Origin of the sequence: Plantibacter sp. LMC-P-059a (genome assembly GCF_030209505.1) — a bacterium.
Classification (GTDB): domain Bacteria; phylum Actinomycetota; class Actinomycetes; order Actinomycetales; family Microbacteriaceae; genus Plantibacter.
The window spans coordinates 14,887-37,924 of record NZ_JARVRZ010000003.1 but is presented as its reverse complement, the minus strand read 5'-3'; the positions used below and the strand labels follow the sequence as shown (position 1 = coordinate 37,924).

The 23,038-nt window shown below is 72.7% G+C and carries 22 protein-coding genes; 5 read left to right on the top strand and 17 right to left on the bottom strand.

The features are described from left to right. Positions 1 to 43 precede the first annotated feature (43 nt). Positions 44 to 838 (top strand): alpha/beta fold hydrolase, encoded by a 795-nt coding sequence (locus tag QRN27_RS07535; RefSeq protein WP_285041453.1) that lies wholly within the window; start codon positions 44 to 46, stop codon positions 836 to 838. Between the two features lie 85 nt (positions 839 to 923). On the opposite strand, the gene QRN27_RS07530 is transcribed toward QRN27_RS07535, so the two are convergent. The 3 genes from QRN27_RS07530 to QRN27_RS07520 all read right to left on the bottom strand — a co-directional run bounded on the left by QRN27_RS07530 (position 924) and on the right by QRN27_RS07520 (position 4,144). Then, positions 924 to 3,191, bottom strand: coding sequence for an MMPL family transporter (locus tag QRN27_RS07530; RefSeq protein WP_285041452.1), 2,268 nt, complete (start codon positions 3,189 to 3,191; stop codon positions 924 to 926). 86 nt (positions 3,192 to 3,277) lie between these two features. Beyond that, positions 3,278 to 3,853: an isochorismatase family protein gene (locus QRN27_RS07525; protein ID WP_285041450.1), complete on the bottom strand. Its 576-nt coding sequence runs from the start codon at positions 3,851 to 3,853 to the stop codon at positions 3,278 to 3,280. 96 nt (positions 3,854 to 3,949) lie between these two features. Further along, positions 3,950 to 4,144, bottom strand: coding sequence for a hypothetical protein (locus tag QRN27_RS07520; protein ID WP_056012984.1), 195 nt, complete (start codon positions 4,142 to 4,144; stop codon positions 3,950 to 3,952). Positions 4,145 to 4,222: 78 nt separating this feature from the next. Here QRN27_RS07520 and QRN27_RS07515 point away from each other — a divergent pair, with 78 nt between their 5' ends. Beyond that, positions 4,223 to 5,083 carry an endo alpha-1,4 polygalactosaminidase gene (locus tag QRN27_RS07515; RefSeq protein WP_285041448.1) on the top strand — a complete coding sequence of 287 codons (861 nt, stop codon included), beginning with the start codon at positions 4,223 to 4,225 and terminating at the stop codon, positions 5,081 to 5,083. Beyond that, positions 5,080 to 5,985 (top strand): LysR family transcriptional regulator, encoded by a 906-nt coding sequence (locus QRN27_RS07510; protein WP_285041446.1) that lies wholly within the window; start codon positions 5,080 to 5,082, stop codon positions 5,983 to 5,985. The genes QRN27_RS07515 and QRN27_RS07510 overlap by 4 nt, the downstream gene beginning before the upstream one ends. A 12-nt stretch (positions 5,986 to 5,997) precedes the next feature. Here QRN27_RS07510 and QRN27_RS07505 read toward each other — a convergent pair whose 3' ends face one another. The 13 genes from QRN27_RS07505 to QRN27_RS07445 all read right to left on the bottom strand — a co-directional run bounded on the left by QRN27_RS07505 (position 5,998) and on the right by QRN27_RS07445 (position 20,794). Then, on the bottom strand, positions 5,998 to 7,464 hold the full coding sequence (locus QRN27_RS07505; RefSeq protein ID WP_285041445.1) for an LCP family protein: 1,467 nt from the start codon (positions 7,462 to 7,464) through the stop codon (positions 5,998 to 6,000). Positions 7,465 to 7,546: 82 nt separating this feature from the next. Continuing rightward, entirely contained in the window at positions 7,547 to 8,629 is a 1,083-nt protein-coding gene (locus QRN27_RS07500) for a CPBP family intramembrane glutamic endopeptidase (RefSeq protein WP_285041444.1), read from the bottom strand. 146 nt (positions 8,630 to 8,775) lie between these two features. Next, complete coding sequence (locus QRN27_RS07495) at positions 8,776 to 9,765, bottom strand: LacI family DNA-binding transcriptional regulator (protein WP_285041443.1); 990 nt, start codon at positions 9,763 to 9,765, stop codon at positions 8,776 to 8,778. Between the two features lie 77 nt (positions 9,766 to 9,842). After that, positions 9,843 to 10,763 carry a hypothetical protein gene (locus QRN27_RS07490; RefSeq protein ID WP_200936454.1) on the bottom strand — a complete coding sequence of 307 codons (921 nt, stop codon included), beginning with the start codon at positions 10,761 to 10,763 and terminating at the stop codon, positions 9,843 to 9,845. Between the two features lie 122 nt (positions 10,764 to 10,885). Beyond that, positions 10,886 to 12,298, bottom strand: coding sequence for an FGGY-family carbohydrate kinase (locus tag QRN27_RS07485; RefSeq protein ID WP_285041441.1), 1,413 nt, complete (start codon positions 12,296 to 12,298; stop codon positions 10,886 to 10,888). A gap of 159 nt (positions 12,299 to 12,457) precedes the next feature. Beyond that, the gene (locus QRN27_RS07480) at positions 12,458 to 13,513 is read right to left on the bottom strand and encodes a DUF4432 family protein (protein WP_285041439.1); all 1,056 of its coding nucleotides are present in this window, start codon (positions 13,511 to 13,513) and stop codon (positions 12,458 to 12,460) included. Positions 13,514 to 13,583: 70 nt separating this feature from the next. Beyond that, positions 13,584 to 14,351: an SDR family oxidoreductase gene (locus QRN27_RS07475; RefSeq protein ID WP_285041438.1), complete on the bottom strand. Its 768-nt coding sequence runs from the start codon at positions 14,349 to 14,351 to the stop codon at positions 13,584 to 13,586. A 67-nt stretch (positions 14,352 to 14,418) separates the two neighbouring features. Next, positions 14,419 to 15,165, bottom strand: coding sequence for an SDR family oxidoreductase (locus QRN27_RS07470; RefSeq protein ID WP_285041437.1), 747 nt, complete (start codon positions 15,163 to 15,165; stop codon positions 14,419 to 14,421). After that, a complete protein-coding gene (locus QRN27_RS07465; protein ID WP_285041436.1) occupies positions 15,162 to 16,004 on the bottom strand; it encodes a class II aldolase/adducin family protein in 843 nt (280 codons plus the stop codon). Before QRN27_RS07465 ends, QRN27_RS07470 begins: the two co-directional genes overlap by 4 nt. After that, the gene (locus QRN27_RS07460) at positions 16,001 to 17,482 is read right to left on the bottom strand and encodes a rhamnulokinase (protein WP_285041434.1); all 1,482 of its coding nucleotides are present in this window, start codon (positions 17,480 to 17,482) and stop codon (positions 16,001 to 16,003) included. Before QRN27_RS07460 ends, QRN27_RS07465 begins: the two co-directional genes overlap by 4 nt. Further along, positions 17,479 to 18,483 carry a 1-phosphofructokinase family hexose kinase gene (locus QRN27_RS07455; protein WP_285041433.1) on the bottom strand — a complete coding sequence of 335 codons (1,005 nt, stop codon included), beginning with the start codon at positions 18,481 to 18,483 and terminating at the stop codon, positions 17,479 to 17,481. Before QRN27_RS07455 ends, QRN27_RS07460 begins: the two co-directional genes overlap by 4 nt. Continuing rightward, a complete protein-coding gene (locus QRN27_RS07450; RefSeq protein WP_285041431.1) occupies positions 18,480 to 19,238 on the bottom strand; it encodes a DeoR/GlpR family DNA-binding transcription regulator in 759 nt (252 codons plus the stop codon). The genes QRN27_RS07455 and QRN27_RS07450 overlap by 4 nt, the downstream gene beginning before the upstream one ends. Then, positions 19,235 to 20,794, bottom strand: coding sequence for an FGGY-family carbohydrate kinase (locus tag QRN27_RS07445; RefSeq protein ID WP_285041429.1), 1,560 nt, complete (start codon positions 20,792 to 20,794; stop codon positions 19,235 to 19,237). The genes QRN27_RS07450 and QRN27_RS07445 overlap by 4 nt, the downstream gene beginning before the upstream one ends. A gap of 152 nt (positions 20,795 to 20,946) precedes the next feature. Here QRN27_RS07445 and QRN27_RS07440 point away from each other — a divergent pair, with 152 nt between their 5' ends. Beyond that, the gene (locus QRN27_RS07440; protein WP_285041428.1) at positions 20,947 to 21,717 is read left to right on the top strand and encodes a DeoR/GlpR family DNA-binding transcription regulator; all 771 of its coding nucleotides are present in this window, start codon (positions 20,947 to 20,949) and stop codon (positions 21,715 to 21,717) included. 49 nt (positions 21,718 to 21,766) lie between these two features. Continuing rightward, on the top strand, positions 21,767 to 22,585 hold the full coding sequence (locus tag QRN27_RS07435) for a class II fructose-bisphosphate aldolase (RefSeq protein WP_285041426.1): 819 nt from the start codon (positions 21,767 to 21,769) through the stop codon (positions 22,583 to 22,585). Between the two features lie 39 nt (positions 22,586 to 22,624). On the opposite strand, the gene QRN27_RS07430 is transcribed toward QRN27_RS07435, so the two are convergent. Beyond that, positions 22,625 to 22,924 carry a hypothetical protein gene (locus tag QRN27_RS07430; RefSeq protein ID WP_285041424.1) on the bottom strand — a complete coding sequence of 100 codons (300 nt, stop codon included), beginning with the start codon at positions 22,922 to 22,924 and terminating at the stop codon, positions 22,625 to 22,627. Between the last annotated feature and the right edge of the window lie 114 nt (positions 22,925 to 23,038).

The following is a 23,038-nucleotide window of genomic DNA, read 5'->3' as shown; positions in this document are numbered from 1 at the left end:
CGGCGCGTGCCGAACCGCTCCCCGCGGCGAGTATCGTGGTCGGGTGCTTCCCCAGCCTGAGCCGATCGCGCCCACCTACGTCATGTCGTCGGACGGGTTCCGGATCGCCACCTACGTGCACGAGCCGGCGGCCGAGGCGGACCGCGCGGAGACGGTCGTCGCCGTCCACGGCTTCGCTTCGAGTGCCGGACTGAACTGGGACCTCGCGGGGTGGACCAGGACCCTCACGCGAGCCGGGTATCGGCTGGTGACGATCGACCAGCGCGGCCACGGCGCTTCCGACAAGCCGACGGATCCGAGCGCCTACCGACTCGACGGCCTCGTCGACGACGTCCTCACCGTGCTCGACGGCTACAGCGTCGACGAACCGCACTACCTCGGCTACTCGCTCGGCTCGCGGGTGGGCTGGCGGTTGGGTGTCCGGCACCCCGACCGTGTCCGCTCGCTCAGCCTCGGCGGGCTCCCCGAGGGCGACTCGCTCCGCGGCTTCGACCTCGACGAGGCCCGACTCCGCGTCAGGACCGGCGCGACGATCACGCACCGCCTCACGGAGACGTACGTGTCGATGGCGGAGGGGGTCCCCGGCAACGACGTCCAAGCCCTGATCGCCCTGGTGGAGGGCCTCCGCGGCGGTCCGCAGCCGACCACGGCCGAGGTGCCGCCCCTCCCGATGCTCCTCGTGACGGGGGACGACGACGCGGTCGCGGACGGCAGTCGGCGCCTCGCAGAGGCGGCCGGAGCGCGGTACGTCGGCCTGCCCGGCCGCGAGCACTTCAACGCTGTGTCCTCCCGGGTGTTCAAGGACGCGGTCCTGGCGTTCCTCGCCGAGCAGGGGTAGGACGTCCGGGGCCGAGACCCTTGCGGGGAGGAGCTCGTCCGGGGCACTTCGACAAGCTCAGTGACCGGAGACAGCGAACCCTCGCTCAGGCGGCGTGCCGGTGCTCGACGCGTCCCTTCGCGAGCTTCGACGGCCACCAGATGGCGCTGCCGATGTCATGGCTGAGGGCCGGGACGAGCAGGGTCCGGACGATGATCGTGTCGAGGAGGACGCCGAACGCGACGATGAAGGCGATCTGCGCGAGGAACAGGATCGGGATCACGCCGAGCGCGGCGAAGGTGGCCGCGAGGACGAGGCCGGCCGAGGTGATCACCCCGCCCGTGATCGCGAGACCGCGCAACACCCCGGCTCTCGTGCCGACCCGGAGCGACTCTTCGCGCACCCGCGTCATGAGGAAGATGTTGTAGTCGATCCCGAGCGCGACGAGGAAGACGAAGCCGTAGAGCGGGACACTCGGATCCGCGCCGGGGAACCTGAGGACGTGGTTGAACACGAGGGCGGAGACCCCGAGCGCCGCCCCGAAGGACACGACCACGCTGAGGATGAGCAGGACCGGCGCGAGGACCGAGCGCAGGAGCAGCATGAGGATGAGGAGGATGACGACGAGCACCACGGGGATGATGAGGTTCCGGTCGTGGATGGCGGCGTCGTTCGAGTCGATCGCGGTCGCGGTGACTCCGCCGACCGGTGTGTGGGAGCCGACGGCGGCGTCGAGGTCGGCGCGCAGCTGTCGCACGGTCTCTTCAGCGGCTGCGGAATCGGGTGCCGTGTCGAGGGTCGCCTGGAGCACGATCCGGCCGTCGTCGACGGTGGGCTCGGCCGACGTCGCAGCAGCCCCGGGAGGACCGGTGGGTGGCGCGGTGAACACCGCCTCCCCGTCGCGCACGGTCGCGTCCGCGGTGCCGGTCGCCGTGCCGCTCGCCAGCACCTGGACGTCGTCGAGCCCGTCGGTGTCCTCCAAGATGGCGATGACCTCGGCGGCGTCGCCCTCCCTGGTGAGGACGGAGACAGGGCTCGCCGATCCGGCCGGGAAGTGCTCGCCGAGCGCGAGCTGTCCGTCGCGCGCCTCGGAGGTCCCGAGGATGAGGTCGCTCTGCGCGACGCCGTCCGCCTGCAGTTGGACGACGCCGAGACTCGCGACCAGGAGGAGGAGGGTGCTCCCGATCCAGACGACGCGGGCGCGGCGCGAGATGAGGCGGGCGATCCCACCCCACAGGCCGGTGGTCGGCACCGCGTCGTCGTCGTCCGTCGCGACCTGCACCCGGTGCTCGCTGCCGACCTTCGGGCGCAGCGGCCAGAAGGAGCTGCGGCCGCAGGCGAGGAGCAGGGCCGGCAGGAAGGTGAGTGCGGCGAGCACGGAGAAGACGATGCCGATCGCAGCCACCGGCCCGAGTGCCTTGTTCGAGTTCAGATCGCTGAGCAGCAGGCAGAGCAGCCCCGCGATCACGGTGCCTCCCGAGGCGACGATCGGTTCGAGGGAACCGCGGAGCGCCGCCCACGTGGCATCCCATCGCCGCTCGTGGTCGCGGAGCGCCTCCCGGTACCGCGAGACGTACAGCAGCGAGTAGTCCGTCGCCGCGCCGATCACGAGGATGAACAGGATGCCCTGCACCTGACCGTTCAGGAGCACGATGCCGGCCTTGGCGAGCCACCACACGGTGAGGAGCGCCGTGCAGAGGGCGAAGAGCGAGGTGCCGAGCACGAGGAACGGCAACACCGGCGACCGGTAGACGACGATGAGGATGAGGAAGACGGCGCCGAGAGCGGTGAGGAGCAGGATGCCGTCGATGCCGGCGAAGGCGGCCGTCAGGTCGGCGGTGAAACCGGCGGGACCGGTGACGAAGACCTCGACCCCCGACGGCATCGCGTCCGCGAGCTGTGCGCGCAGGGCCTCGACGACGTCGCCGACCTCCGCGTCGCCGCTGATCGGCACGAAGGCCTCGAGCGCCTCGCCGTCCTCCGAGGGGATGGCCGGTGAGACGCCGTCGGCGACGCCCTCGGTCGAAGCGATCGTCGTGAGCTCGTCGTCGATGGCGGAGCGGTCGTCGGCGGTGATCCCGCCCTCCCGCACGAACAGCACGAGGGCCGGGATGTCGTCGCCGTCACGGAACCCGTCGAGCGCGGCCTGCACCTCGGTGGCGTCGGCGCTCGCGGGGAGGAAGCTCGTCTGGTCGTTGGTCGCGACCTCGCTCACCTTGCCGAAGTACGGCCCGCCGACGCCGGCCGCGGTGAGCCACAGGAGGATGAGGACCGCGGGCAGCAGGATGCGCAGCCAGCGCGGCGCCCCGTTCCGATCCCGCCGCGGCGCCGTGGTCGTCGATGCCTCACCGTGTCGCCCGTGCGTCATGCGCATGCCCCGTCCTCGCCCTGTCCCGAATATTATGCAGCTAGCTTACTATCTGCGACGGGTGGCGTGTACGAGTCTGGTCCGGCAGGGTCTCAGCGCGTGACGATCACTCCCCCGGCCTCGGCGATCTCGGCGAGCGCCGCCGCTCCGGCAGCCTCGTCGACCGGTGCCACCAGCTCGGTGAGCACCCGGACCTGCAGGCCGTGCCCGATGGCGTCGAGGGCGCTCCGGCGGACGCAGTAGTCGGTCGCCAGGCCCACGACGTCGACCTCCGTGACCTGGGCGTCCGCGAGGACCTCCTCCAAGCGTCGGCCCTCGGGGGTGACGCCCTCGAAGATCGAGTACCCGTGGGCTCCCTGCCCCTTCCGGATGTGGGTGTCGACCGCCTTGGTGTCGAGCGCGTGGTGGTACTCGGCACCCTCGCTCCCGGCGACGCAGTGCACGGGCCAGGTGGTCGTGTAGTCGGGCTCGCCCGCGGCGAAGTGACCGCCGTTGTCGCCCTCGGCGTCGTGCCAGTCGCGGGAGGCGAACACGTGCGCGTAGTCGTCCCCGTGTTCAGCGAGGAGCTGCGTGATCCCTGCGGCGACGTTCTCGCCACCGGTCACCCCGAGCGCACCGCCCTCGGTGAAGTCGTTCTGTACGTCGATGATGAAGAGCGCGCGCGCCACGAAGCCTCCCGGTTGTCGTCCCGCTTCGGCTGAGGCGGGTGGCTTCGAGGGTAACGCGCGGGATCGGGCGGCGTCAGGCGCTTGCGCCGGCGGGCGTCAGAGGCGGCGGGCCCGCTCGCGGCGGCGGTCGAAGAACTGCAGGCCGACGTTCACGCCCATGACCACGGTGCCGAGCAGCATGGCGACGAGCCCCGCGATCCGGAACCCGACGGGCAGCTCCAGGAGCAGCGCGAAGACGATCCCGAGGAGGATGAGCGCGGCACCCGCGGCGAACAGCACCAGATACTTCATGCCCCCAACGGTACCCGCTCCGTGGACGTGTGGACGGCGCCCTCCGGCGTGCCCGGGCCCGGGACCTAGGCTGGTCGCATGCCGTTCCCCCACCTCCGTGCCCGCACGGCCCTCGCGGCCGCCGGCGTCCTCGCCGTCGTGCTCGTCGCCGCCGGTTGCTCATCTCCCCAGAGCGAGGCCGCCTCCAGCAGCGGATCGGCCACCGCGGCCAGCGGGTTCCCAACGGACATCGTGTTCGACTACCAGCTCGGCGGCGGATACGAACCGGCCGCCGGCGTGGGTGGCGTCGTCCGCGACAGCACGGACACCCCGGACCCGGACCGGTATTCGATCTGCTACGTGAACGGCTTCCAGAGCCAGCCGGCCGATCGCGACGCGTGGCTCGCCGAGCCGGACCTCGTGCTCACCGACGAGGCGGGCGAACCGATCATCGACGAGAACTGGCCCGACGAGCTGATCTTCGACCTCTCCACTGACGACCGACGCGCCCGCATCGCCGAACGGGTCGGCACGAGCATCACCCGCTGCGCCGACGCCGGCTTCGACGCCGTCGAGATCGACAACCTCGACTCGTACACGCGGTCCGACGGCCGACTCACCGTGGACGACGCGATGGCCCTCGCCACCCGCTACGCCGACCTCGCCCACGACGCGGGCCTTCTCATCGGGCAGAAGAACGCCGGCGACCTCGGCACGCGGGGACGGGACGACGTCGGATTCGATTTCGCCGTGGCCGAGGAGTGCCACCGCTTCGACGAGTGCGGCACCTACACCGAGGTGTACGGCGGGGCCGTGCTCGACATCGAGTACACCGACGATCTGCGCGGCACCTTCGACGAGGTGTGCGCCGACCCGCAGGTCCCGTTCTCGACGATCCTGCGCGACCGCGACCTCGCCCCGTCCGACGCCGCCGACCACGTGTACGAAGTCTGCCGGTGAACCTCGAACAGCTCGAAGCCGTCGTCGCCGTGGTCGACTACGGCTCGTACGCTGCCGCCGCCGACGTCCTCAGGATCTCGCAGCCCTCGCTCACGCGACGCATCCAACGCTGCGAGGCCGAGCTCGGGCTCGCGCTCTTCACCCGGGTCGGTCGGCGCATGCAGGTCACCGATGCCGGACGGTCGGTGCTCGGCCCGGCGAGGCGGATGCTCCAGGAGGCGAACGGGCTCCGCGCACTCGCCGACGCCCAGCACGCGCTCACCGTCGGCACGCTCCGGATCGGCGCGCTCCCCTCGCTCGTCGCGACCCACGTCCCGGAGCTCGTCGCCCGGTTCCACGCCGCACACCCCGACGTCCGCATCGAGGTCACAGGCGCCGTCGACTCGGCCGAGCTGCTCGAGGCCATCGACCTCGGGCGCATCGACCTCGGCGTGGCCGATGTGGCCGCCGTCGGTCCCGGCGTCGAGGTGCGGCTCCTCGAGGAACAGCGCTTCGCGATCGTCCTCCCCGGCCTCAGGACCGACGCCGAGCGCGAGGCCGACCACACCCCGCCGACCATCACCGGCGAGGAGCTGGCTGCGCACACCCTCGTGACCCTCCCGCGCGGGACGTCGATGCGGACCGTGACCGAGGAGGCCTACGCCCGCTTCGGCGCGCAGCCGCCGCGGGTCATCGTGACGACCCAACGCGATGCGCTCACCCGCTTCGCGACCGCCGGCGTCGGACTGACCGTGGTCCCCGAGCGGCTCGCGGACTGGGCTGCGGCGAACGGCGCGCGGGTCCGCCGGTTCCCGACGCCGGTCACGCGGAGCATCGGGCTGCTGGTCCGCCACGACACCGTCGGGACGCCCGCCGTGAGCGCGTTCCTGCGCCTGACGGAACAGGCCTCGCCCGGGCGGTGATGCGCCCCCGCGTCAGCCGCAGAGGTCCGCGGCGGCGTTGCGGGACTCGACCTCGACCGGCGCCGGCGCTTGTGCTTGCCCGGCGGCCTCGGTCAGTGCGGCGAAGTCGTCACCGATGACGAGCACGACGTCCTCCTCGTCGGGCCCGGGTTCACCGCTCACGACGACGGCGATCCCCAGCTCCTGCGCGAGGGAGGCGGCCGTCGCCCGCGCCGCGTCCGAGTCGCGTGCGAGCAGGATGGTGACCGGGGAGTCCGTCTCCGCGTCGCCGATCGACGCGACGGCGTAGCCGAGAGCAGTCAGTCGGTCGGCCGTCGCCGTCGCGATCCCGTTCGTCTGCGAGCCGTTGAAGACGCTGACCGCCTCGACCCGCACCGGTTCGAGCGGCGTGACCGGCTCGGCCGGGGACGCGTCGGCGGCTCCCGCGATCGGCACCGGGACATCCGTGGCGAGGCTCGAGAAGACGACCGTCGCATCCTCGCTCGGCACCACCCGGTTCGCGTCCGACGGCGCCTCGGTCCACGGCATCGTCAGGAAGGTGATGGCCGACGCGGGTACCTGTGAGACCCGGTGCGCGAGGGAGGTGAGGCTCGCGAGGTCGCCGAGCGCCGTGTCGACGGTGAGCGAGGACGTGACCGCGTCCAGGAAGCGGATGAGTCGGTCCGGCCGGGTGAGCACCTCGGCGCTCAGCGCCCGCTGCACGATCGCGGACATCACCATCTGCTGGTTGCCGAGGCGCGAGATGTCGCTGCCGTCGCCGACCGCGTGTCGCGTGCGGGCGAGCGCGAGCGCCTGCGTCCCGTCGATCACCTGCGCGCCGGCGGGCAGGGCGAGGTTCGAGTAGGGGTCTTCCATGTCCGTCGGCAGGCACACCGCCAAGCCGTCCATGCCGTTGACGATCGCCTGGAAGCCGCTGAAGTCGAGCTCGACGAAGTGGTCGATCGGCACACCGGTCATCGCCTGCACCGCGGCGACCGAGCAGGCGGCCCCGGAGTTGAGTGCCGCGTTCACCATGCCGTAGTCGTCGGGTGTCCCCCGCCCGGTGTCCGTGCACATCGACAGGTCGGTCAGCGTGTCTCGTGGGATCTGCATCGCGTCGATCCGGGTGTTGCCCGCGGACACGTGCACGAGCACCATCGCGTCGCTGCGCTTGGTGCCGGTGTCCTCGCCGTAGTCGCCGAGCGCGAGGTCACGACTGTCGGAGCCGAGGAGCAGGACGTTGATCGCCGGGTCCGGTGCGCCAGGCTCCGCCGACTCGGTCGCGCGGCCGGTCGGAGCGGCGATCGCCTCGGAGCTGAGGTTGCCCTGCAGCCGGAGCGCGAGGGCTCCGATGCCTCCGAGGAGCGCGAGCACCAGACCGCCGGCGATGCCGACGATGAGGCGTCGTCGGCGGACCCGGGGGCTCGCAGCACGACCGTGACGGGGGGTGTGGGCGGTGTGTGGGCGAGTGGGCGCCTCGGGGAGCTCGGGTCTGCGCATCATCCCAGTGCACCAAGTGTCGAAGAGCCGGACAAGCAGCCTGCTCGGCGCGACACATACGCCGTGCGCATGCGTCGGCGGGTCAGCTCACGGGCGCGGAGACCTCGGAGGCACGCAGCCCGGGCACCGCACGCTTGCCGAACTGGCCGGTGACGACGAGGACGAGCGCCACCACGGCGAGCAGGATCCAGCCCGGCCAGCCGAGCAGGGTGCCGAAGACGCTCCCGGTGTCCTGCATGGAGGTGGGGCTGGCGAACAGGAGGAGCGCCCCGACGGCGGCGTTCACGGCACCGTGCGCGATCACGGCCGGCCAGACCGAGGCGGAGCGCAGTCGCAACCACCCGATGACGACGCCGAGGAGCATGCACCAGCCCACCATGAGGAGTACGCCGACGACGTCCGTCCGCTGGTAGTTGTACCCGAGGAGGATGAGCGGTGCGTGCCACACGCCCCAGATCGCCCCGGAGACGAGGAGGGCCGGCCAGGTGCCGAGGGGCAGCAGGTTCGGCAGCAGCCAGCCCCGCCAGCCGAGCTCCTCGCCGAACGCGGACAGCGAGGCCACGAGCACGCTGATCGGCAGGGTGAGGAGCTGGGCGAGGGCGATCGTGGTGAGCTGGTCGCGCGAGGGCTCCCCGGCACCGGACGCGGCCAGGATGGCGGCGAGCCCGGAGAGGTCGACGAGGTCGAGGGTGATGAGGCCCATGGCCTGCCCGAGCAGCATGGCGCCGAACGCGAGCACCGGGAAGCCGACGAGGGCCGCGACGCACAGCCCGAGGGTGCGGGCGAGCGGACGCAGGGGCGCGAGGCCGAGCAGCCGCGGGATGCTCCGCGGCCGGGCGACGAAACAGACCACGACGACCGCCGCGACCGTCGGCGTGTACATCATGCCGAGCGCGATGAGCTGGAACCAGGGGTTCGCGAGCCCCTCGCCCGACAACCACAGCGGGGACGCGACGAGCCAGGCGAGCCCGATCGCCAAGACCGTGAAGACGATCACCGCGACCCACGGGACCCGCGACGGCAGGATCGGCGCCGCCTCCCGGTTGCGGCGGCGCTGGCGGTCGATGACCGACTCAGGTTGCTGCGCGAGCGCCGCTCGGCCGGCCGCACCGAGCACCGGCGCTCCGGCCGGTTCCGCCGCTCCCACGTCATGCTGCGGTGCCACAGGCCGAGCGACGGGCGGACCCACCGGCGCCCAGCCTCCCCCGTTCGTCGTTCCGTCCGAACCGTGCATGATGTCTCCCCCGAGCGTCGTGTGCAGCCTCCAACGCTACGGACCAACAGGCGGCGCCGCATCCGTCGGTCGGGGGATCAGCTCTCGAGGTGGCAGCCGCAGGACTCCCGCAGCAGCAGCCCGACGGGCACGACGGTGCTCCGCTCGTGCGGGGCGTCCGCGTCGCCGAAGCGGGCGAGCGCCCGGGTGGCGGCCAGTCGCCCCAGCCGGGCGGGATCCTGCTCGATGACGCTGACCGCGGGGTCGAGCTGGTCGGCCATCGGGAAGTCGCCGAAGCCGAGCGAGGCGATCCCCCGCGAGCGGAGCGCCGGGACGAGCGCCATCGTCACGCGCGCGTTCGCCGAGAACAGGGCCGTGGGCGGGTCGGCGAGGGCGAGCAGTCCGTCGAGGACGGCGGCGGCCGGCGCACGGTCCGTCGCGTCGAGGCTCACGAGGCTGTCGTCGAGCGCGATGTCGTGCTCGGCGAGCGCGGACCGGTAGCCCTCGAGCCGGCGTCGAGTGCTCGGTGGATGTGCGGCGTCGGCGACGAAGGCGACCCTGGTGTGACCGTGCTCGAGGAGATGCCTCGTCGCGAGGTAGGCACCGCGGTGGTCGTCCTCGACGAAGCTGTCGGCGTCGAGTCCGCCGGGCGCCCGGTCGACGAACACGATGGGCGTGTGCTCGGCCCAGGGCGCGAGCCACGACTGGTCCTCGGCGACGGGTGCGAGCACGAGCCCCATGAGCTGCGAGCGCAGCAAGGAGTCGAGCACGGCACGCTCACGCGAGGGGTCGTCGCCGATGCTCGTCACGAGCGTGGTGATGCCCGAGCGTGAGCAGATCTCCTCCACCGCGCGGACGACCGCGGCGAAGAACGGGTCGACGACATCGGGGACGGCGACACCGACGGAGGAGGATCGACCGGCACGGAAGGTCCGCGCCAGCACGTTCGGGACGTAGTTCAACTCCCGCATCGCCGTCTCGACCCGGGACCGCGTCTCGGGGAGGACGTGCGGGTCGTCGTTGAAGACCCGTGAGACCGTCTTCGAGCTCACTCCCGCGAGGGACGCCACGTCCTGCATCGTGGCCATGGGTGCTCCTCGGGGATGGTGCCGGTTCGACGGGTGGACGTGCGCGGGCGGTGACCTCGGCCACCGCCCGCGAGGCGTCAGCGTCCGGCGAGGGCGGTCTCGATGACCTGCTCGAGCTCGCGGAGGCGGGGCAGCGCACGGTTCGTGAGCAGTTCCTCGCGCGTGGCCGACGAGATCGAAAGGCTATCCTTCCACAGCGAGCGACCGGCCATGGCGCCACCGGCACCGTTCTCGACCGCGGTGCGGACCTGACCGACGAAGGTCTCGTGGTCGACACCGGCCGAGAGGACGGCCCACGGCACACCGGCGGCGGCCTCGGTCACGGCGGCGGCCGCCTCGGCCGAACCCGGGTACTGCAGCTTCAGGACCTTGGAACCGGCGGCGACGGAGATCTCCGCGGCACCGCGAACGAGTTCGGGGAAGATCTCGGCGTAGGCCTCGTCGCTCTCGCCGTCGAGCTGGTAGACGAGGATCTCGACGATGAGGAGCACACCCTCGGCCGAGCACTCCGCGACGAGGCGGGCGATCTCGTCGATGACGACCTGCTCCGCCTCGCGCTGGTCGGAGCGCAGGTAGAAGAGCATCTTCGCGGCGTCGCCACCGAGCTCACGGACCTTGCGGGCGTCCATACCGGGCACGTACTTGGTGCGACGCAGACCGTTCTCGGTGTCGAAGCCGGAGGAGTCCATGCCGACCACGAGGCCCGTGGTGCGGGAGAGGGTGCGCTCGTCGACGACGAGCGGGAGGGCGACCTCGGGGTCGAGGAGGATGGCTGGCGCGTGGTTGCCGAGGAAGCGCACGAGGTCGCTCTTCGCCTCGGCGAGCTCGTCACGGCTGATGCCGGCTGCACCGTTCGGCGCGTCCTTCATGACGGCCTTCATGCCGTTGCGCTGGTCGCCGGCGACGATGAGCATGCCACCGGCCGGGGTGCTGATCGTGGACATGGCACGGCGTTCGAGCGTCGTGAGCTCGTTGGTGCGGGTGGCTACTGCGTTCATCAGGTGCTCCTTGTGCTTCGGATGGGGTCGGGTGCCGACGCGGTCGCGTCGGATGCTGCGGGCCGGTCGAGGTCGACCGGTGGGTGGATGGGTTCGGTGGGTGGGCTGGGCGGACGGACGGTTCAGGGACGGGCGCGACCGGAGACGGCCGGCTCGAGGAGGGAACGGGCGAAGACGGTGGCGCCGTAAGCGGTGTCCTGGGACCGGTCGGAGACCTGGATCCCGGGCAGGACGGCGGCTCGGGCGCGTTGGACCGAACGCATGCCGGCCCACCCGCCCGTGAGGAGGGCCGAGCTCGCCGGCGGGACCTCGCGGTCCATGGCCTCGATGAGCACGCGGAGTTCGTCGTTGCCGTGGCGGAGGACCGCTGCGAAGATCTCAGCGGGGTCGGCGCCGTCCGCCCGGACCGTCAGGTGCAGGACCCCGTCGTCGTTGCGGGCACCGGAGACGACGATGTCGCCGTCCGCGAGGCGACCCTCGACGGGCAGCTCCATCACCGCGTCGTCGAGGCGGTCGCGGCCGGACCGCTCGGTCACGCCGACGAGCTGCAGGGTACGGCGCATGAGGAGTCCCGTCTTCACCCCGGCGACGAGCACCCAGGTACCGGGGACGACGTGGCGGACGCAGTTGATGAACACCTCGGCGAGGCGCTCTCGGGCGGCGAAGGGCAGGGGCGCGTCGAGTCGGCGCAGGAGGACCTCGGCGGTGCCCATCGACACGTGGTACCGCTCGGCGGGGAACGAGCCGGTGGACACGGCGGAGACGAGGTGGTCGTGGCCGGCGACGGTCAGTGCCGCATCGGCGAAGACCTCCGGCACCCACGGCGCGGCCGCGGAGCCGAGCGGCGTGCCGGCGTCGACGAAGGGCGGCAGGAATGTGGCGTCGACCCCGAGGTGCTCGAGCAGTTCGGGCCAGGGGGCGCCCGTGTCCTGATCGAGGAGTCCGGTGCGGGACGAGAGCGAGTACTCCGCGGCCTCCTCGCCGCCGAGCGCTGCGACGAGGTACTCGGGCAGGTTGAGCCAGCGGGTTCCCGCGAGGTCGAGTCCGGCGTCCCGCAGGTGCAGGAGCTTGACGACCGAGACCTGGACGCCGAGCGGGAGGCCGGTCCGGCCGGCGAACTGCTCCGCGATCGTGGCCGGGAGCGCGGCGAGCTGTTCGGCACCGCGCGGGTCGAACCAGGCGATCGCGGGGGCGACGGGCCGGCCGACGGCGTCGAGGACGATCCCGGACTCCCCCATCCCCGACACGGCGAGTGCGCGGACCCGGACGGCCGGTCCGAAGCGGTCGGCGAGTTCGGCCGCGACGTGGTCGAGGAGTTCCCGGACGGTCGCGATGAGCGAGGCGGCCTCCATGACGGTCGTGCCGCCCGCACCGGCGAGCCACGGCGTCGGGAGTTGGTGGATGAGGACCTCGGCACCGTCGGTGTCGGTCACGAGGATCTTCACACCGGTGCTTCCGAGGTCCAGTCCGGCGACGAGTCCGTCGGGGGCCACGGACGCGACGGCGGTCGGGTCGAGGTTCGCAGCAGGGTGCACGGCGGTGTCCGTTCAGGGTCCGACGTCCGTGTCGGCTTCCGACGATGACTCCATGTCATCGATGTCATGGCGAGCATACCCCGTTCATGTCATCGATGACATACCCCGACGTGAATTCTTCGGAAATCGCGCGCTCGAGGGCGGCCGAGGCCGGTGGCCTCAGTCGCCGACGTCGTCCGTCGCCGGCTCGAACGCGATCTCGAGGTCGACCTCGAACGACTCCCCGGGCTCCAGGGTCCGGCCGGCCTTCCCGCGGTCCGGGCCGACGGCGTGACTCGGCCAGCAGGTGCCCGGCTCGATGCCGAGGGCGTACGACCCGGCCGCCGTGCTGCGCCACACGGTGAGCAACGGCAGTTGATCGGGACGGAAGCGGATCGAGACCGTGCCGGCCTCGCCGACCAGCGTCGCGGTGGACCAGCCGTCGGCACCGGCCACGGCGTCCAGGGCTTCCACCTGCTCCTCGGCCGCGGGCTCCGGCTCCTCGATCACCCGTCGCCACAGACCGTCACCCGACGGTCCGGACACGGGTTCAGCGGCCGGCTCGGCCTCGGCCGCCACGACCGCGCCACCGTGCAGCAGCGGCCACCCGAGGTTCACGTGGTAGAGCAGCCGGACCGGCTCGGCGACGAAGCCCTCGTTGCGGACCACGTCGTGCAGGCGGATCCGCGCGACACCGACCTCGGCGCGGATGCTGCGGGTCACCGTCAGGTTCTGCTGGAAGACGGCACCCTCGCGCAGGAATCCGTCGACGAGGAGCTCGTACCGCCCCTCCTCGGTCCAGCGACCCTCGCTCCGCGTGAGCGTCGCCGGGATCCTGGACGCCCGGCCGTGCATCCCGCCCTCGGCCTCCGACGCCACCCCGACCGCCGTGAGTCCGCAGGTCGTCAGCAGGCCGCCCTGCCACCGCCTGGCCCAACTCGCGGCGTGCGGTGCGGTCGTCGGCGCGACGAAGGACACGACGTCCCCGTTCCAGGACGCCTCGCCGAGGTCGAGGAACTGGTCGACCTCGACGGTCGCCTCCAGCCCGCCGAGGTGCCGGAGTTCGATCTGCCGCCGCCCGACCGACGGACCGTCGTCGACGCGGACGGGACGCGGCGCCCAGGCCCGCTCGACCGCGCCGGAGCGCGCCTCGACGAACCGACGCCGTCGCGTCCCCCAGGCGGCGTCACCGGTGAGGTCGGGTGCGCGGTCGCCGCGCGGGTCGGAGTCGGTCATGGCTGGTCCTCGGGTCTGTTCGGGGGACGGTCAGGGGCGGTGTGCGGGATGGTGACGGGACGACGGGCGCTCAGAGCGCCGTGTAGCCGCCGTCGATCACGAGACTCTGGCCCGTGAGGTAGGACGAGGCTTCCGAGGCGAGCAGCAGGACGAGTCCGTGCAGATCCTCCGGTTGTCCCATCCGTCCGGCGGGGATGGCTGCCGTCCACGCCGCAGCGAGGTCGGGGTTCGCCTCGGTGAACTCGCGGGTCATGTCGGAGAGGAAGTACCCGGGGGCGATCGCATTCACCCGGACGCCCGCCGGCGCCCACTCCACCGCGAGCGACGACGCGAGGTGGCTGACCGCCGCCTTCGAGGTGTTGTACGAGGCCTGGAACTGCGGCTGGTTCACGATGAACGCCGACATCGAGGAGATGAAGACGGCTGACGCCGGGCGGCCGGCGGCGATCGCGCGGCAGGCGAAGGACTGCGCGGCGAAGAAGGTGCCGTCCAGGTTCACGGCGAGCACCTTCCGCCAGGTCTCCGGCGCGACGTCGACGCTGTCGCCCCAGATCGTGATGCCCGCCGCGGTCACGAGCAGCGACGGCGCGCCGAGCTCGGTCTCGGCGGTCGAGAAGGCCGCTTCGACGGCCTCGGCGTCGGTCACGTCGACCGTGATCCCGACACTGCGGACGCCGTGCTCGGCGGCGAGCCGCTCGGCCGACGCCTGCACGGCGGGCAGCAGGTCGAGCAGGGCGACGTGGACACCCTGGGCGGCGAGCGCCGTCGCGATCGAGAAGCCGAGCCCGCGGGCCCCGCCGGTGATGACCGCGGTGCGGCCGTTGAGGTCGGAGAACATCAGGACTCCCTGCTGGTGGGTGGACGGTGGATGGAGGCGTGGCTGGAGATCGGTCTGGGCACGGCGGTCAGATCTCCTGGTCCGTCGGCAGGATCACGAGGTCGCGGATGGTGACGTGGCGGGGGCGGGTGAGCATGAAGAGCACCGCGTCCGCGACGTCCTCCGAGCGGATGCCGGTGCGAGCCGCGACCTGATCGTCGACCCCGTCGGCGCCCTCCGCGATCCCCCACAGCTCGTTCAGCACCACGCCGGGAGCGACGGCACCCATCCGCACCCCCGACCCCACGAGGTTCCGCCGGGTGGTGTGGACGAACGACTGCATGGCGTGTTTCGTGGCCGAGTACACCGGCTCCCAGTGGATGTCCTGGTGGCCGGACACCGAACTCGTCACGAGGACGTCACCGGAGCCCTGCCCGATGAGGTGGGGCAGCGCGGCCCGCACGGTGGCCATCGCGCCCAGGACGTTGACGCCGACGAGCTCCTGGATCGCCGTCATCGGGGTGTCGGCGAAATCCCCTCCGACGTAGAGTCCGGCGTTCGCGAGGACGATGTCGAGGCGACCGAAGGCGGCGAGGGCGAGCGCGACGGCCTGTTCGGAGACGGCGGGATCGGCGAGGTCGCCGGCGAGGAACACGCTCTCGGTCGGAAGGGCGTCGGCGACGGCCGAGAGCCTCGCGGTGGATCGGCCGACGAGGACCGTGCGCACGCCCGCCGTGGCGAGCGCCTGCGCGCACGACCGGCCGATGCCCGAGGATGCCCCGGTGATGATCGCGACCTGTCCGGTGAGGTCGATGGAGCCGTTCGGTCCGGTCATGCGCGTGCCCCGTCCTGTGCCGTCGTGGCACGGTTCGTCGTCGGTTCCGGCGACGCCAGGGCGGCGCGCCGGAGGAGCTCGTCGGGTCTCGTGTCGATCCGCGCGACAGCTGCGTCGTCGAGGTACACGGGGCCGCCCGCCGCCAGCGCACCGAGGAGCACCTGGGCGACCTTGGCCGCCATCTCGGTGATCCGCAGGACCTCTGCGCTGTCGGAACCGAGCGCGAACATGCCGTGGTTGCGCAGGTAGACGACCTTGGGCCCCCGGCCGGTCGCCTCGAGCCGCTCGTGGAGGAGCCGTCGCACCACCCGGGCGAGCCCCAGCCCCGGGTCGACGTAGGGCACGAGCAGTGGGTCGGGGCCGAGCACGACGATCTGGTCGGGGAACAGCGAGCCGCGGGTCAACACCTCCGCGGACACCGAGCAGAGCAGGGCGTTGACGGGGACGGGATGGGTGTGGCCCACCGCGGCGACGCCGGGCAGATCGAGACAGACGGCGTGGAGGATCGCCTCGACAGAGGGCCGCCTGCCGTCCCCGGCGAGTGACGCCGCGTCGAAGAGGGCAGCGACCTCGGCGTCGCCTCCTTCGTCCGCGTCGACGAGCTCGAGGACAGACGGGAGCTCCAGCCGGACGGCGTCGTCGGCGGTCGCCGTGGCCATCGACGTGCCACTCGCCTTCACGAGCATGGTCGGGGTGTCGGTGCCCGGGAGCAGGAGCGAGGTGTTGCCTTCGGCGAGCAGCGCCCAGGCACGATCCGGGCGGCCGAGTTCCCGGGAGAAGGTCGCGAGCCGGCCACGCGTCTCCGCCTCGGTCTCCGGTCGGTCGGTGGGGTGGGTCATGTCGGTCCCTGTTCCTGATCGTCGGCGGGGTCCTCGCGGTGACCCCGGTACACGGCCTCGAGCGACGGAGCGCGGCCGGCGGCCACGAGTTGGACGGCGAGGTTGCCGAGCGCTGAGGCCTCGGCCGGGCCGGCGGTGACCGGCAGGCCCGTCAGCTCCGCGGTGCGCGCGCAGAGGAGCCGGTTGCGGGATCCGCCGCCGACGATGCGGACCGAACGGATCGGGACGCCGGTCAGTGCCGCAGCGGCGCGACCCGTCGCGGCGTAAGCGGCGGCAAGGCTCTCGATGACGCTGCGGACGAGGTCCACTCGACTGTTCGGCGGACTGCCTCCGGCCGCTCGGCACAGCGCCGTGATGCGGGCCGGCATGTCGCCGGGGACGAGGAGTCGGGGGTCGGCGACGTCGAACACCGTGGGCGGGACGGCCTCGGCCGATGCGGCGGCCTCCGTCGCCGCGTCGACGAGCTCCACCGGGTCGACGGCGGGTCCGTCCTCCAGCGACCAGGCCCGCGCGCACTCGGTGAGCAGCCACATCCCCGAGAGGTTGCGGAGGAGGAGCGACGATCCCGCGGCGCCGGCCTCGTTGGTGAACCCGGCCAACCGCGCGGGCTCACTGAGGATCGGCTCGGCGAGACACACGCCGGCGAGCGACCAGCTGCCGCTCGAGACGAGCAGCTCGGCGCCGTCCGGGCGGGCGAAGGCGAGCGCCGACGCCGTGTCGTGCTCGGCGACCCGGTGGACGGGGATCGCGGAGCGCGCGCCCAGACGGGCGGTGATCTCGGGGGTCGTCGAGCCGGCCAGGGTGCCCGGCGCGACCACCGGTGGGAAGCGGAACCCGCCGAGCCCCCACCGCTCGACGAGCGCCTCAGCCCAGTCGCCGGAGCGCTGGTCGAGCAGCTGCGTCGTCGAGGCGATCGTCCGCTCGGCACCGACGACGCCGGTGAGCAACCACACCCAGAGGTCGGGGACGAGGAGGACCGTCGGTGCCTCGGTCGACGGCGGTCCGGTCTTCGAGCCCGCAGCGAGCGACCGCAGCTGGAAGGCGGTGTTGATCGGGTGTTCGATCACGCCGGTGACCGCGTACGCTGCGGCGGGGTCGACGAGGGCGGCGGCGCGCTCCGGCTCGTGCTCGTCGGCACCGCGGTGGTGCCGGACCTCGGGGACGGACGCGGCGAGACGCGAGGGGCCGAGAACGGGCAGGCCGACGTCGACGCCCCAGCTGTCGATCCCGATGCCGTCGAGGGCGCCACCCGCCGCCTCCGCGTGGCGGACCGCCGCGGCAAGCCCGGTCAGCGTCTCCTCGAACAACCGCTCGGCGTCCCACACGAGCCGGCCGTGGCGCACGACCGGGCCGTTCGGGAAGCGGTGCACCTCGACGAGCCGGAGGCGCTCGCCGTCCCACCGCCCCACGATGACACGGCCGCTCGACGCGCCGAGGTCGACGGCGGCGTGGAAGCTCGGGACGGCGGAGGCGGTCATCGCGGCTCGACCTCCGACCGTGGTGGGGTCGCCGGTTCGCGCAGGGGCGTCGCCGGGTCGGGGTCGCGGACGGCGATCGGGAGCGGTGCGCCGTCGAGCGAGGTGAGGACCGTCGTCGCGCTCGACACCGCGAGCGCACCCCAGGCGGCGGCCGTCGCGACGGCGGTCGCCGGATCGTCCTGCCCGTCCGGCCCGCGGAGGCCGACGAGGAAGCCGGCAAGCGACGCGTCTCCGGCACCGGCGGTGTTCACGACGGTCGCGGCGGTGTGGGCGTGCCACAGGCCGGCGGACGACCGCACGAGCGCACCGTCGGCGCCCATGCTCACGTAGACGAGGTCGCAGCCGGCCCGGTGCAACTCCTCGGCCGCCGCGGCGACGTCACCGATCGTCAGCAATTCCCGGCCGGTGAGTTCGGCGAGTTCGTGGGCGTTCGGTTTGAGCAGGTGCACGAGGTCGAGGTTCGCGACGGCGGTCTCGAGGGCCACGCCGGCGGTGTCCACGGCGACGCGCGCTCCGCGACCCGCGGCTGCCCGGAGCAGCTCGAGGATGTCGACGAGCCCGCCGCCCTCCGCGACCGTGGGGATCGTCCCGGAGAGGACCAGCCAGTCCGCGCCGATCCGGTCGATCTCGCGCACCGACGCCGCGACGACCGCGGCCCAGTCCGCGGCCCGCAACGGGATCGCGGGCTCGTTCACCTTGGTCGTCCCGGTCGCGTCGTCGAGGATCGTCGTGTTCACGCGGGTCCGACCGTCGGTCGGGACCACGGCGAGCAGGGGCTGCAAGGCGGGGTCGGCGGCCAGGATCCGGCCGTCCTCCCCCATCGGGACGACGGCTCGGACGGGCAGCCGGGAGAGGGTGACGGCCCTGGCGACGTTGACGCCCTTCCCGCTCAGCTCGGTCGAGACGCCGACCGCCCGGTTGACGTCACCCAGCCGCAGCCCGTCGACCCGGTAGGTCTGGTCGATCGCGGCGGCCGGCGTGACCGTGACGATGCCGCTCATGCGCCGACCCCGATCGTCTCGACGCGGACACCGGTCGCGAGCAGCGCCTCGAGCGCGCCCGGATCGGCGTCGCCCGCGAGGAGCGCGGTGGCGAGGCTGGTGGCCGGGACCGAGGCGGCCAGCCCGCCCGCGCCGAACGTCTCCGGATCGACCAGGAGGATCGCCGACCCGGCCAGACCCACCGCCGTGGCGACCACGGCGGCCTCCTCCGGCGAGGCATGGAGCAGCCGGCCGTCGGCGGTGACGCCGAGCGCTTCGACGACGGCGACGTCCAGACGGAGACCACCCAACTGCTCCCGCGCCCACGCGCCGGTCAGGAGCCCGTGGTCGTCGGCGGTGCCACCGATGAGGTGGACGACGGCCCGTTCGTCTGCGAGCGCGGCCGCGAGCGCCACCGGCACGGAGCCCGTGACCAGGACGGTGCCCGGGGTGGGTGCGAGTCGCGCGGCGAGCGCCTCGCAGGCCGATCCACCACCGAGGAAGACGGCGGAACCGGCGTCGATGAGCGTCAGCGCGCGGTCGGCCAGGGCGGCGGCCGCGCGGAGGTCGGGGTGCCGGTCGGTGTCGAGGTCCGATCGGACCGCACCGCCGTGCGCGCGCCGGAGGAGCCCCTCGAGTTCGAGCGCGCGCAGGTCGCGCCGGATCGTCTCCTCCGTCACGCCGAGTACGGCCGACAGCGCACCGACCTCGACCCGACCGTGCGCCTCGAGCCGGTCGAGGATCGCCCGACGTCGGACGTCGACGGTGCCACTCATCGGGTCTCCGCCTCGTCGAGGGCCGACGCGGCCCGGCGTGCCCACCAGGGGTCGAGGGCGATCACGACTTCGTCGAACGCGCGGCCCACCTCCGCCCAGTACGCGGCGGAGGCGGCGGTCGGCAGGACGGCCGGAGCGTGGCGGACGACGTCGTGCTGCGCCTGCTCCACCGACGCGAGGAGCCCGGTGGCGACCCCGGCGACGATCGCGGCGCCGAGGGCACCGGCCTCCTCGGAGTCCACGACCGTGACGGGTGCCCGCAGCGCGTTCGCGACGAGCTGCACGTAGAGGGGCGACCGCGCGAGCCCACCGCCGAGGACGACGGGTTCGTCCCAGTCGAACCGTTCCGCCAGGGCTCGCGTGTGCCAGCAATGCATGAGCACGATCCCCTCCATGGCGCCGCGCAGCACGTGCGCGCGGGTGTGTCCGTCGCGGACGCCGGCAATGGTGGCCGTGGCGTCGGAGCCGAGGGGGGAATCCGACTGGAACGGCAGCACGAGCGGCACCGGTTCCTCAGGAGGCAGAGCCGCCGCCTCGGCGATCAGGGCGTCGCGGTCCGCCGGGTCCGATGCACCGAGCAGGCGCAACGTCCAGTCGAAGGAGGGCGAGGCGGTGGCCGAGGTGGACATCGCGATGCGGAGGTCCGGGGTGATCGAGAGTCGCGACTGCCACCGCGGGTCGACGTCGGGCCGGGTGGTGGTGACCCCGTTGGTGCTGAACGATCCGGCGACGAGCGCGAGGCGCCCGGGGACGAGCGCGCCCATCCCGATCGAGGACGCCTGGACGTCGTGGAGACCGCTGATCACCGGGGTGCCGACGGCGAGGCCGGTGATCGCGGCGGCCTCGGGGAGCACCTGCCCGACGACCGTGCCGCTCGGGTTGATCGGCGGCAGCAGGCGGAGGAGGTCCGCCGGGAGGCCGTAGGCGTCGAGCACCTCAGCGCTCCACGCCGCGGTGCCGACGTCGAGGAAGGATGCGCAGGCGTCGGAGTAGTCGGTGGAGAGCTCACCGGTCAGGCGGTGACGGATGACGTCCTTGCAGAAGAGCATGGTGTCGGCTCGCGCGACCCGCTCGGGATCGTGGCGGAGCAACCAGCGGAGGAGGTTGCCGGCGGCTCCGGGCGTCGGCAGCTGACCGGAACGCTCGAGCACCACCCGGAGTCGGTCCGGGTCGGCGGCGAGTTCGGCGGCCTCGAGATGGGCACGGGAGTCCATGGCGGTGATGGCGGGGCCGACGGGCTCGCCCGATGCGGTCACGAGGTGGAGTCCGTCACCGTGGCCGGTGATGCCGACGGCGGCCACCAGCGATGGGTCGACGCCCGGTGTCGCCATGACCTCCGCGACGGCGTCGGCGACCGCGGCCCAGAGGGCGTCCTGCGACCGCTCAGCGTGTCGTGCCGCTGGCCGGTCGACGGGGCTCGCGCGACGGGCCACGGCGAGGGGGCGGAGTCGCTCGTCGTGCAGCACGGCCTTCACGGCGGTCTGTCCGACGTCGATCCCGAGCAGCAGGCCCGTCAGAGCTCCCCGCGGGTCGCCCTGGGATCCGTGCTCAGCCATCGGCGGCCTTCCGTTCGTCGTCATCGTCGTCGCGATCGGGCCAGGTGCGCTCCGCGCGACGCCCGATCATGTTGATCCTCGCATCAATCCCACCGAATCGGAAGGGATATCGGGCGGATTCGGATACGATGACCTGACCGGACGGAGCAGTCATGTACCCAGCAGAGCGCCACGCCGCGATCCTCGCCGGCGCCCGCAACGGTGACGGCGCCCTCTCGGTCGCCGAGCTCAGCGACCGCCTCGCCGTCACCCCCGAGACCATCCGCCGCGACCTCGTCGTCCTCGAGCGTCAAGGACTTGTCCGTCGGCACCACGGAGGCGCGGTCCTCGCGCAGCGGACCCCGTTCGAGCCCAGCCTGCAGCACCGCCGCGAGGGCGAACGCGCCGAACGGGCCGCCGTCGCAGCCCTCGTCGTCGAGCACCTCCCCGACGAAGGCGTGATCGTCCTCGACTCCGGAGCGATGACCCTCGAGATCGCCGCCCTCCTCCCCGACGACCGCCGCCTGCTCGTCGTGACGAACAGCCTGCCGATCGTCGCCCTCCTGGGCGGACGGCCACGCCTCACCGTGCTCGCCCTCCCCGGCCGGGTGCGGGCGGTCACCCAGGCGACTGTCGGCACCTGGACCGTCGCCCGGCTGGCCGGACTCCACGCGGACGTCGCGGTCATCGGGGCGAACGGGGTCGGCGTCACGGCCGGAGCGACGACGACGCTGCCGGAGGAGGCCGAGGTGAAGCAGGCCATGCTCGGCATCGCGAAGCGCCGCATCCTGGCCGTCACCTCGGCGAAGTTCGCCACGACGTCGTTCCACCGGGCGGCCGGACTCGAGGAGTTCGACCAGCTCGTGACCGACGACGGACTCGACCCCGACACCGTCGCCGCCCTCGCCGACAGTGGTCCGGAACTGCTGCTCGCCACCACCTGACCATCCACGCACCGGCCGGCCCGGCCGTGTGCACCCGAGAGGAACCCTCATGTCGCTCGTCTCCACGGCAACGCTCCTCGGCGCACAGCGCGCCGTCCTCGCGTTCAACGTCATCCAGCTCGAACACGGCGAGGCGATCCTCCGCGGCGCCGAGCTCGCGGGCCGGGGCGTCATCCTGCAGGTCTCGGAGAACGCGGCGAAGTACCACGGCGGCCTCGCGCCGATCGGGCTCGCGAGCCTGGAGCTCGCACGTGGGGCCGGCACCGCGACTGCCGTCCACCTCGATCACGCCGAGGACGAAGCGCTCGTGGAGGAGGCGGTCCGGCTCGGCTTCACCTCCGTCATGTTCGACGCCGCGACCTTGCCCGACGCCGAGAACCGCGAGCGCACCGCCGCGGTCGCCCGGGCGGCTCAGGCGCAGGGGGTGTGGGTCGAGGCCGAACTCGGCGCGATCGGCGGCAAGGGCGGGGCACACACGCCCGGCGTCCGCACGGACGTGGACGACGCGGTCGCGTTCGTCGAGGCCACGAAGGTCGACGGGCTCGCGGTAGCCGTCGGCAGCTCGCACGCCATGACCTCACGGAGCGCCTCCCTCGACTTCGGACTCATCGCCGAGCTGGCGTCGGCCGTCCCTGTTCCGCTCGTCCTGCACGGTTCGAGCGGCGTGAGCGACGCCGACCTCGTCCGTGCCGTCGAGGCGGGCATGCGGAAGGTCAACATCTCGACGCACATCAACGGGATCTTCACCCGTGCCGTGCGCGAGCGGTTGGACGCCGACCCCTCGCTCGTCGACCCGCGGAAGTACCTCGGGCCCGCCCGGGACGCCGTCGCTGACGAGGTCGCGCGGCTCCTCACCCTCGTCGCCTAGGACCGGTCGCTGATCCGGCTGTCGATCGATCGCGTGCGGTCACAGCCAGTGGACGATGTCCGGGTCGAGACGCATCCCGCCGAGGCCCTCGGTGGTGGTGACGCCGTCCGCGAAGCGGATCACCACGGCCCGTCCCTCCATCCGCACGTACTCGGCGCGGAGCCCGACTCGGAACGGGACGTCGGTCGACGCGGTGGCCGCACGGCTCGCGCGTTCGGGGACCGTGATGACCAGGCGGTGGGCTCGCCCCGCTGCATCGACGACCTCGGCCTCGATCCGTCCCGGAGCATCGCCCGACAGCCGGCGCACCGCGGTCGCCGCGACGATCACCTGGGTCATGTCGTGATTCTCCCATCCCGTGGTGGGGGTGGCGTCGCCCTTCGACAGGCTCAGGGACCGGGGTTGCGCTCAGGGACCGGGGTCGCGCTCAGGGACCGGTTGGGCGCGCCCAGG

Bases quoted from the DNA above. Each gene is read 5' to 3' on its own strand.
- QRN27_RS07465 (WP_285041436.1), bottom strand. From the start codon at position 16,004: ATGACCCACCCCACCGACCGACCGGAGACCGAGGCGGAGACGCGTGGC.
- QRN27_RS07505 (WP_285041445.1), bottom strand. From the start codon at position 7,464: ATGCGCAGACCCGAGCTCCCCGAGGCGCCCACTCGCCCACACACCGCC.
- QRN27_RS07470 (WP_285041437.1), bottom strand. From the start codon at position 15,165: ATGACCGGACCGAACGGCTCCATCGACCTCACCGGACAGGTCGCGATC.
- QRN27_RS07435 (WP_285041426.1), top strand. From the start codon at position 21,767: ATGTCGCTCGTCTCCACGGCAACGCTCCTCGGCGCACAGCGCGCCGTC.
- QRN27_RS07480 (WP_285041439.1), bottom strand. From the start codon at position 13,513: ATGACCGACTCCGACCCGCGCGGCGACCGCGCACCCGACCTCACCGGT.
- QRN27_RS07490 (WP_200936454.1), bottom strand. From the start codon at position 10,763: ATGAACGCAGTAGCCACCCGCACCAACGAGCTCACGACGCTCGAACGC.
- QRN27_RS07440 (WP_285041428.1), top strand. From the start codon at position 20,947: ATGTACCCAGCAGAGCGCCACGCCGCGATCCTCGCCGGCGCCCGCAAC.
- QRN27_RS07520 (WP_056012984.1), bottom strand. From the start codon at position 4,144: ATGAAGTATCTGGTGCTGTTCGCCGCGGGTGCCGCGCTCATCCTCCTC.
- QRN27_RS07445 (WP_285041429.1), bottom strand. From the start codon at position 20,794: ATGGCTGAGCACGGATCCCAGGGCGACCCGCGGGGAGCTCTGACGGGC.
- QRN27_RS07530 (WP_285041452.1), bottom strand. From the start codon at position 3,191: ATGCGCATGACGCACGGGCGACACGGTGAGGCATCGACGACCACGGCG.
- QRN27_RS07475 (WP_285041438.1), bottom strand. From the start codon at position 14,351: ATGTTCTCCGACCTCAACGGCCGCACCGCGGTCATCACCGGCGGGGCC.
- QRN27_RS07515 (WP_285041448.1), top strand. From the start codon at position 4,223: ATGCCGTTCCCCCACCTCCGTGCCCGCACGGCCCTCGCGGCCGCCGGC.
- QRN27_RS07460 (WP_285041434.1), bottom strand. From the start codon at position 17,482: ATGACCGCCTCCGCCGTCCCGAGCTTCCACGCCGCCGTCGACCTCGGC.
- QRN27_RS07455 (WP_285041433.1), bottom strand. From the start codon at position 18,483: ATGAGCGGCATCGTCACGGTCACGCCGGCCGCCGCGATCGACCAGACC.
- QRN27_RS07495 (WP_285041443.1), bottom strand. From the start codon at position 9,765: ATGGCCACGATGCAGGACGTGGCGTCCCTCGCGGGAGTGAGCTCGAAG.
- QRN27_RS07430 (WP_285041424.1), bottom strand. From the start codon at position 22,924: ATGACCCAGGTGATCGTCGCGGCGACCGCGGTGCGCCGGCTGTCGGGC.
- QRN27_RS07450 (WP_285041431.1), bottom strand. From the start codon at position 19,238: ATGAGTGGCACCGTCGACGTCCGACGTCGGGCGATCCTCGACCGGCTC.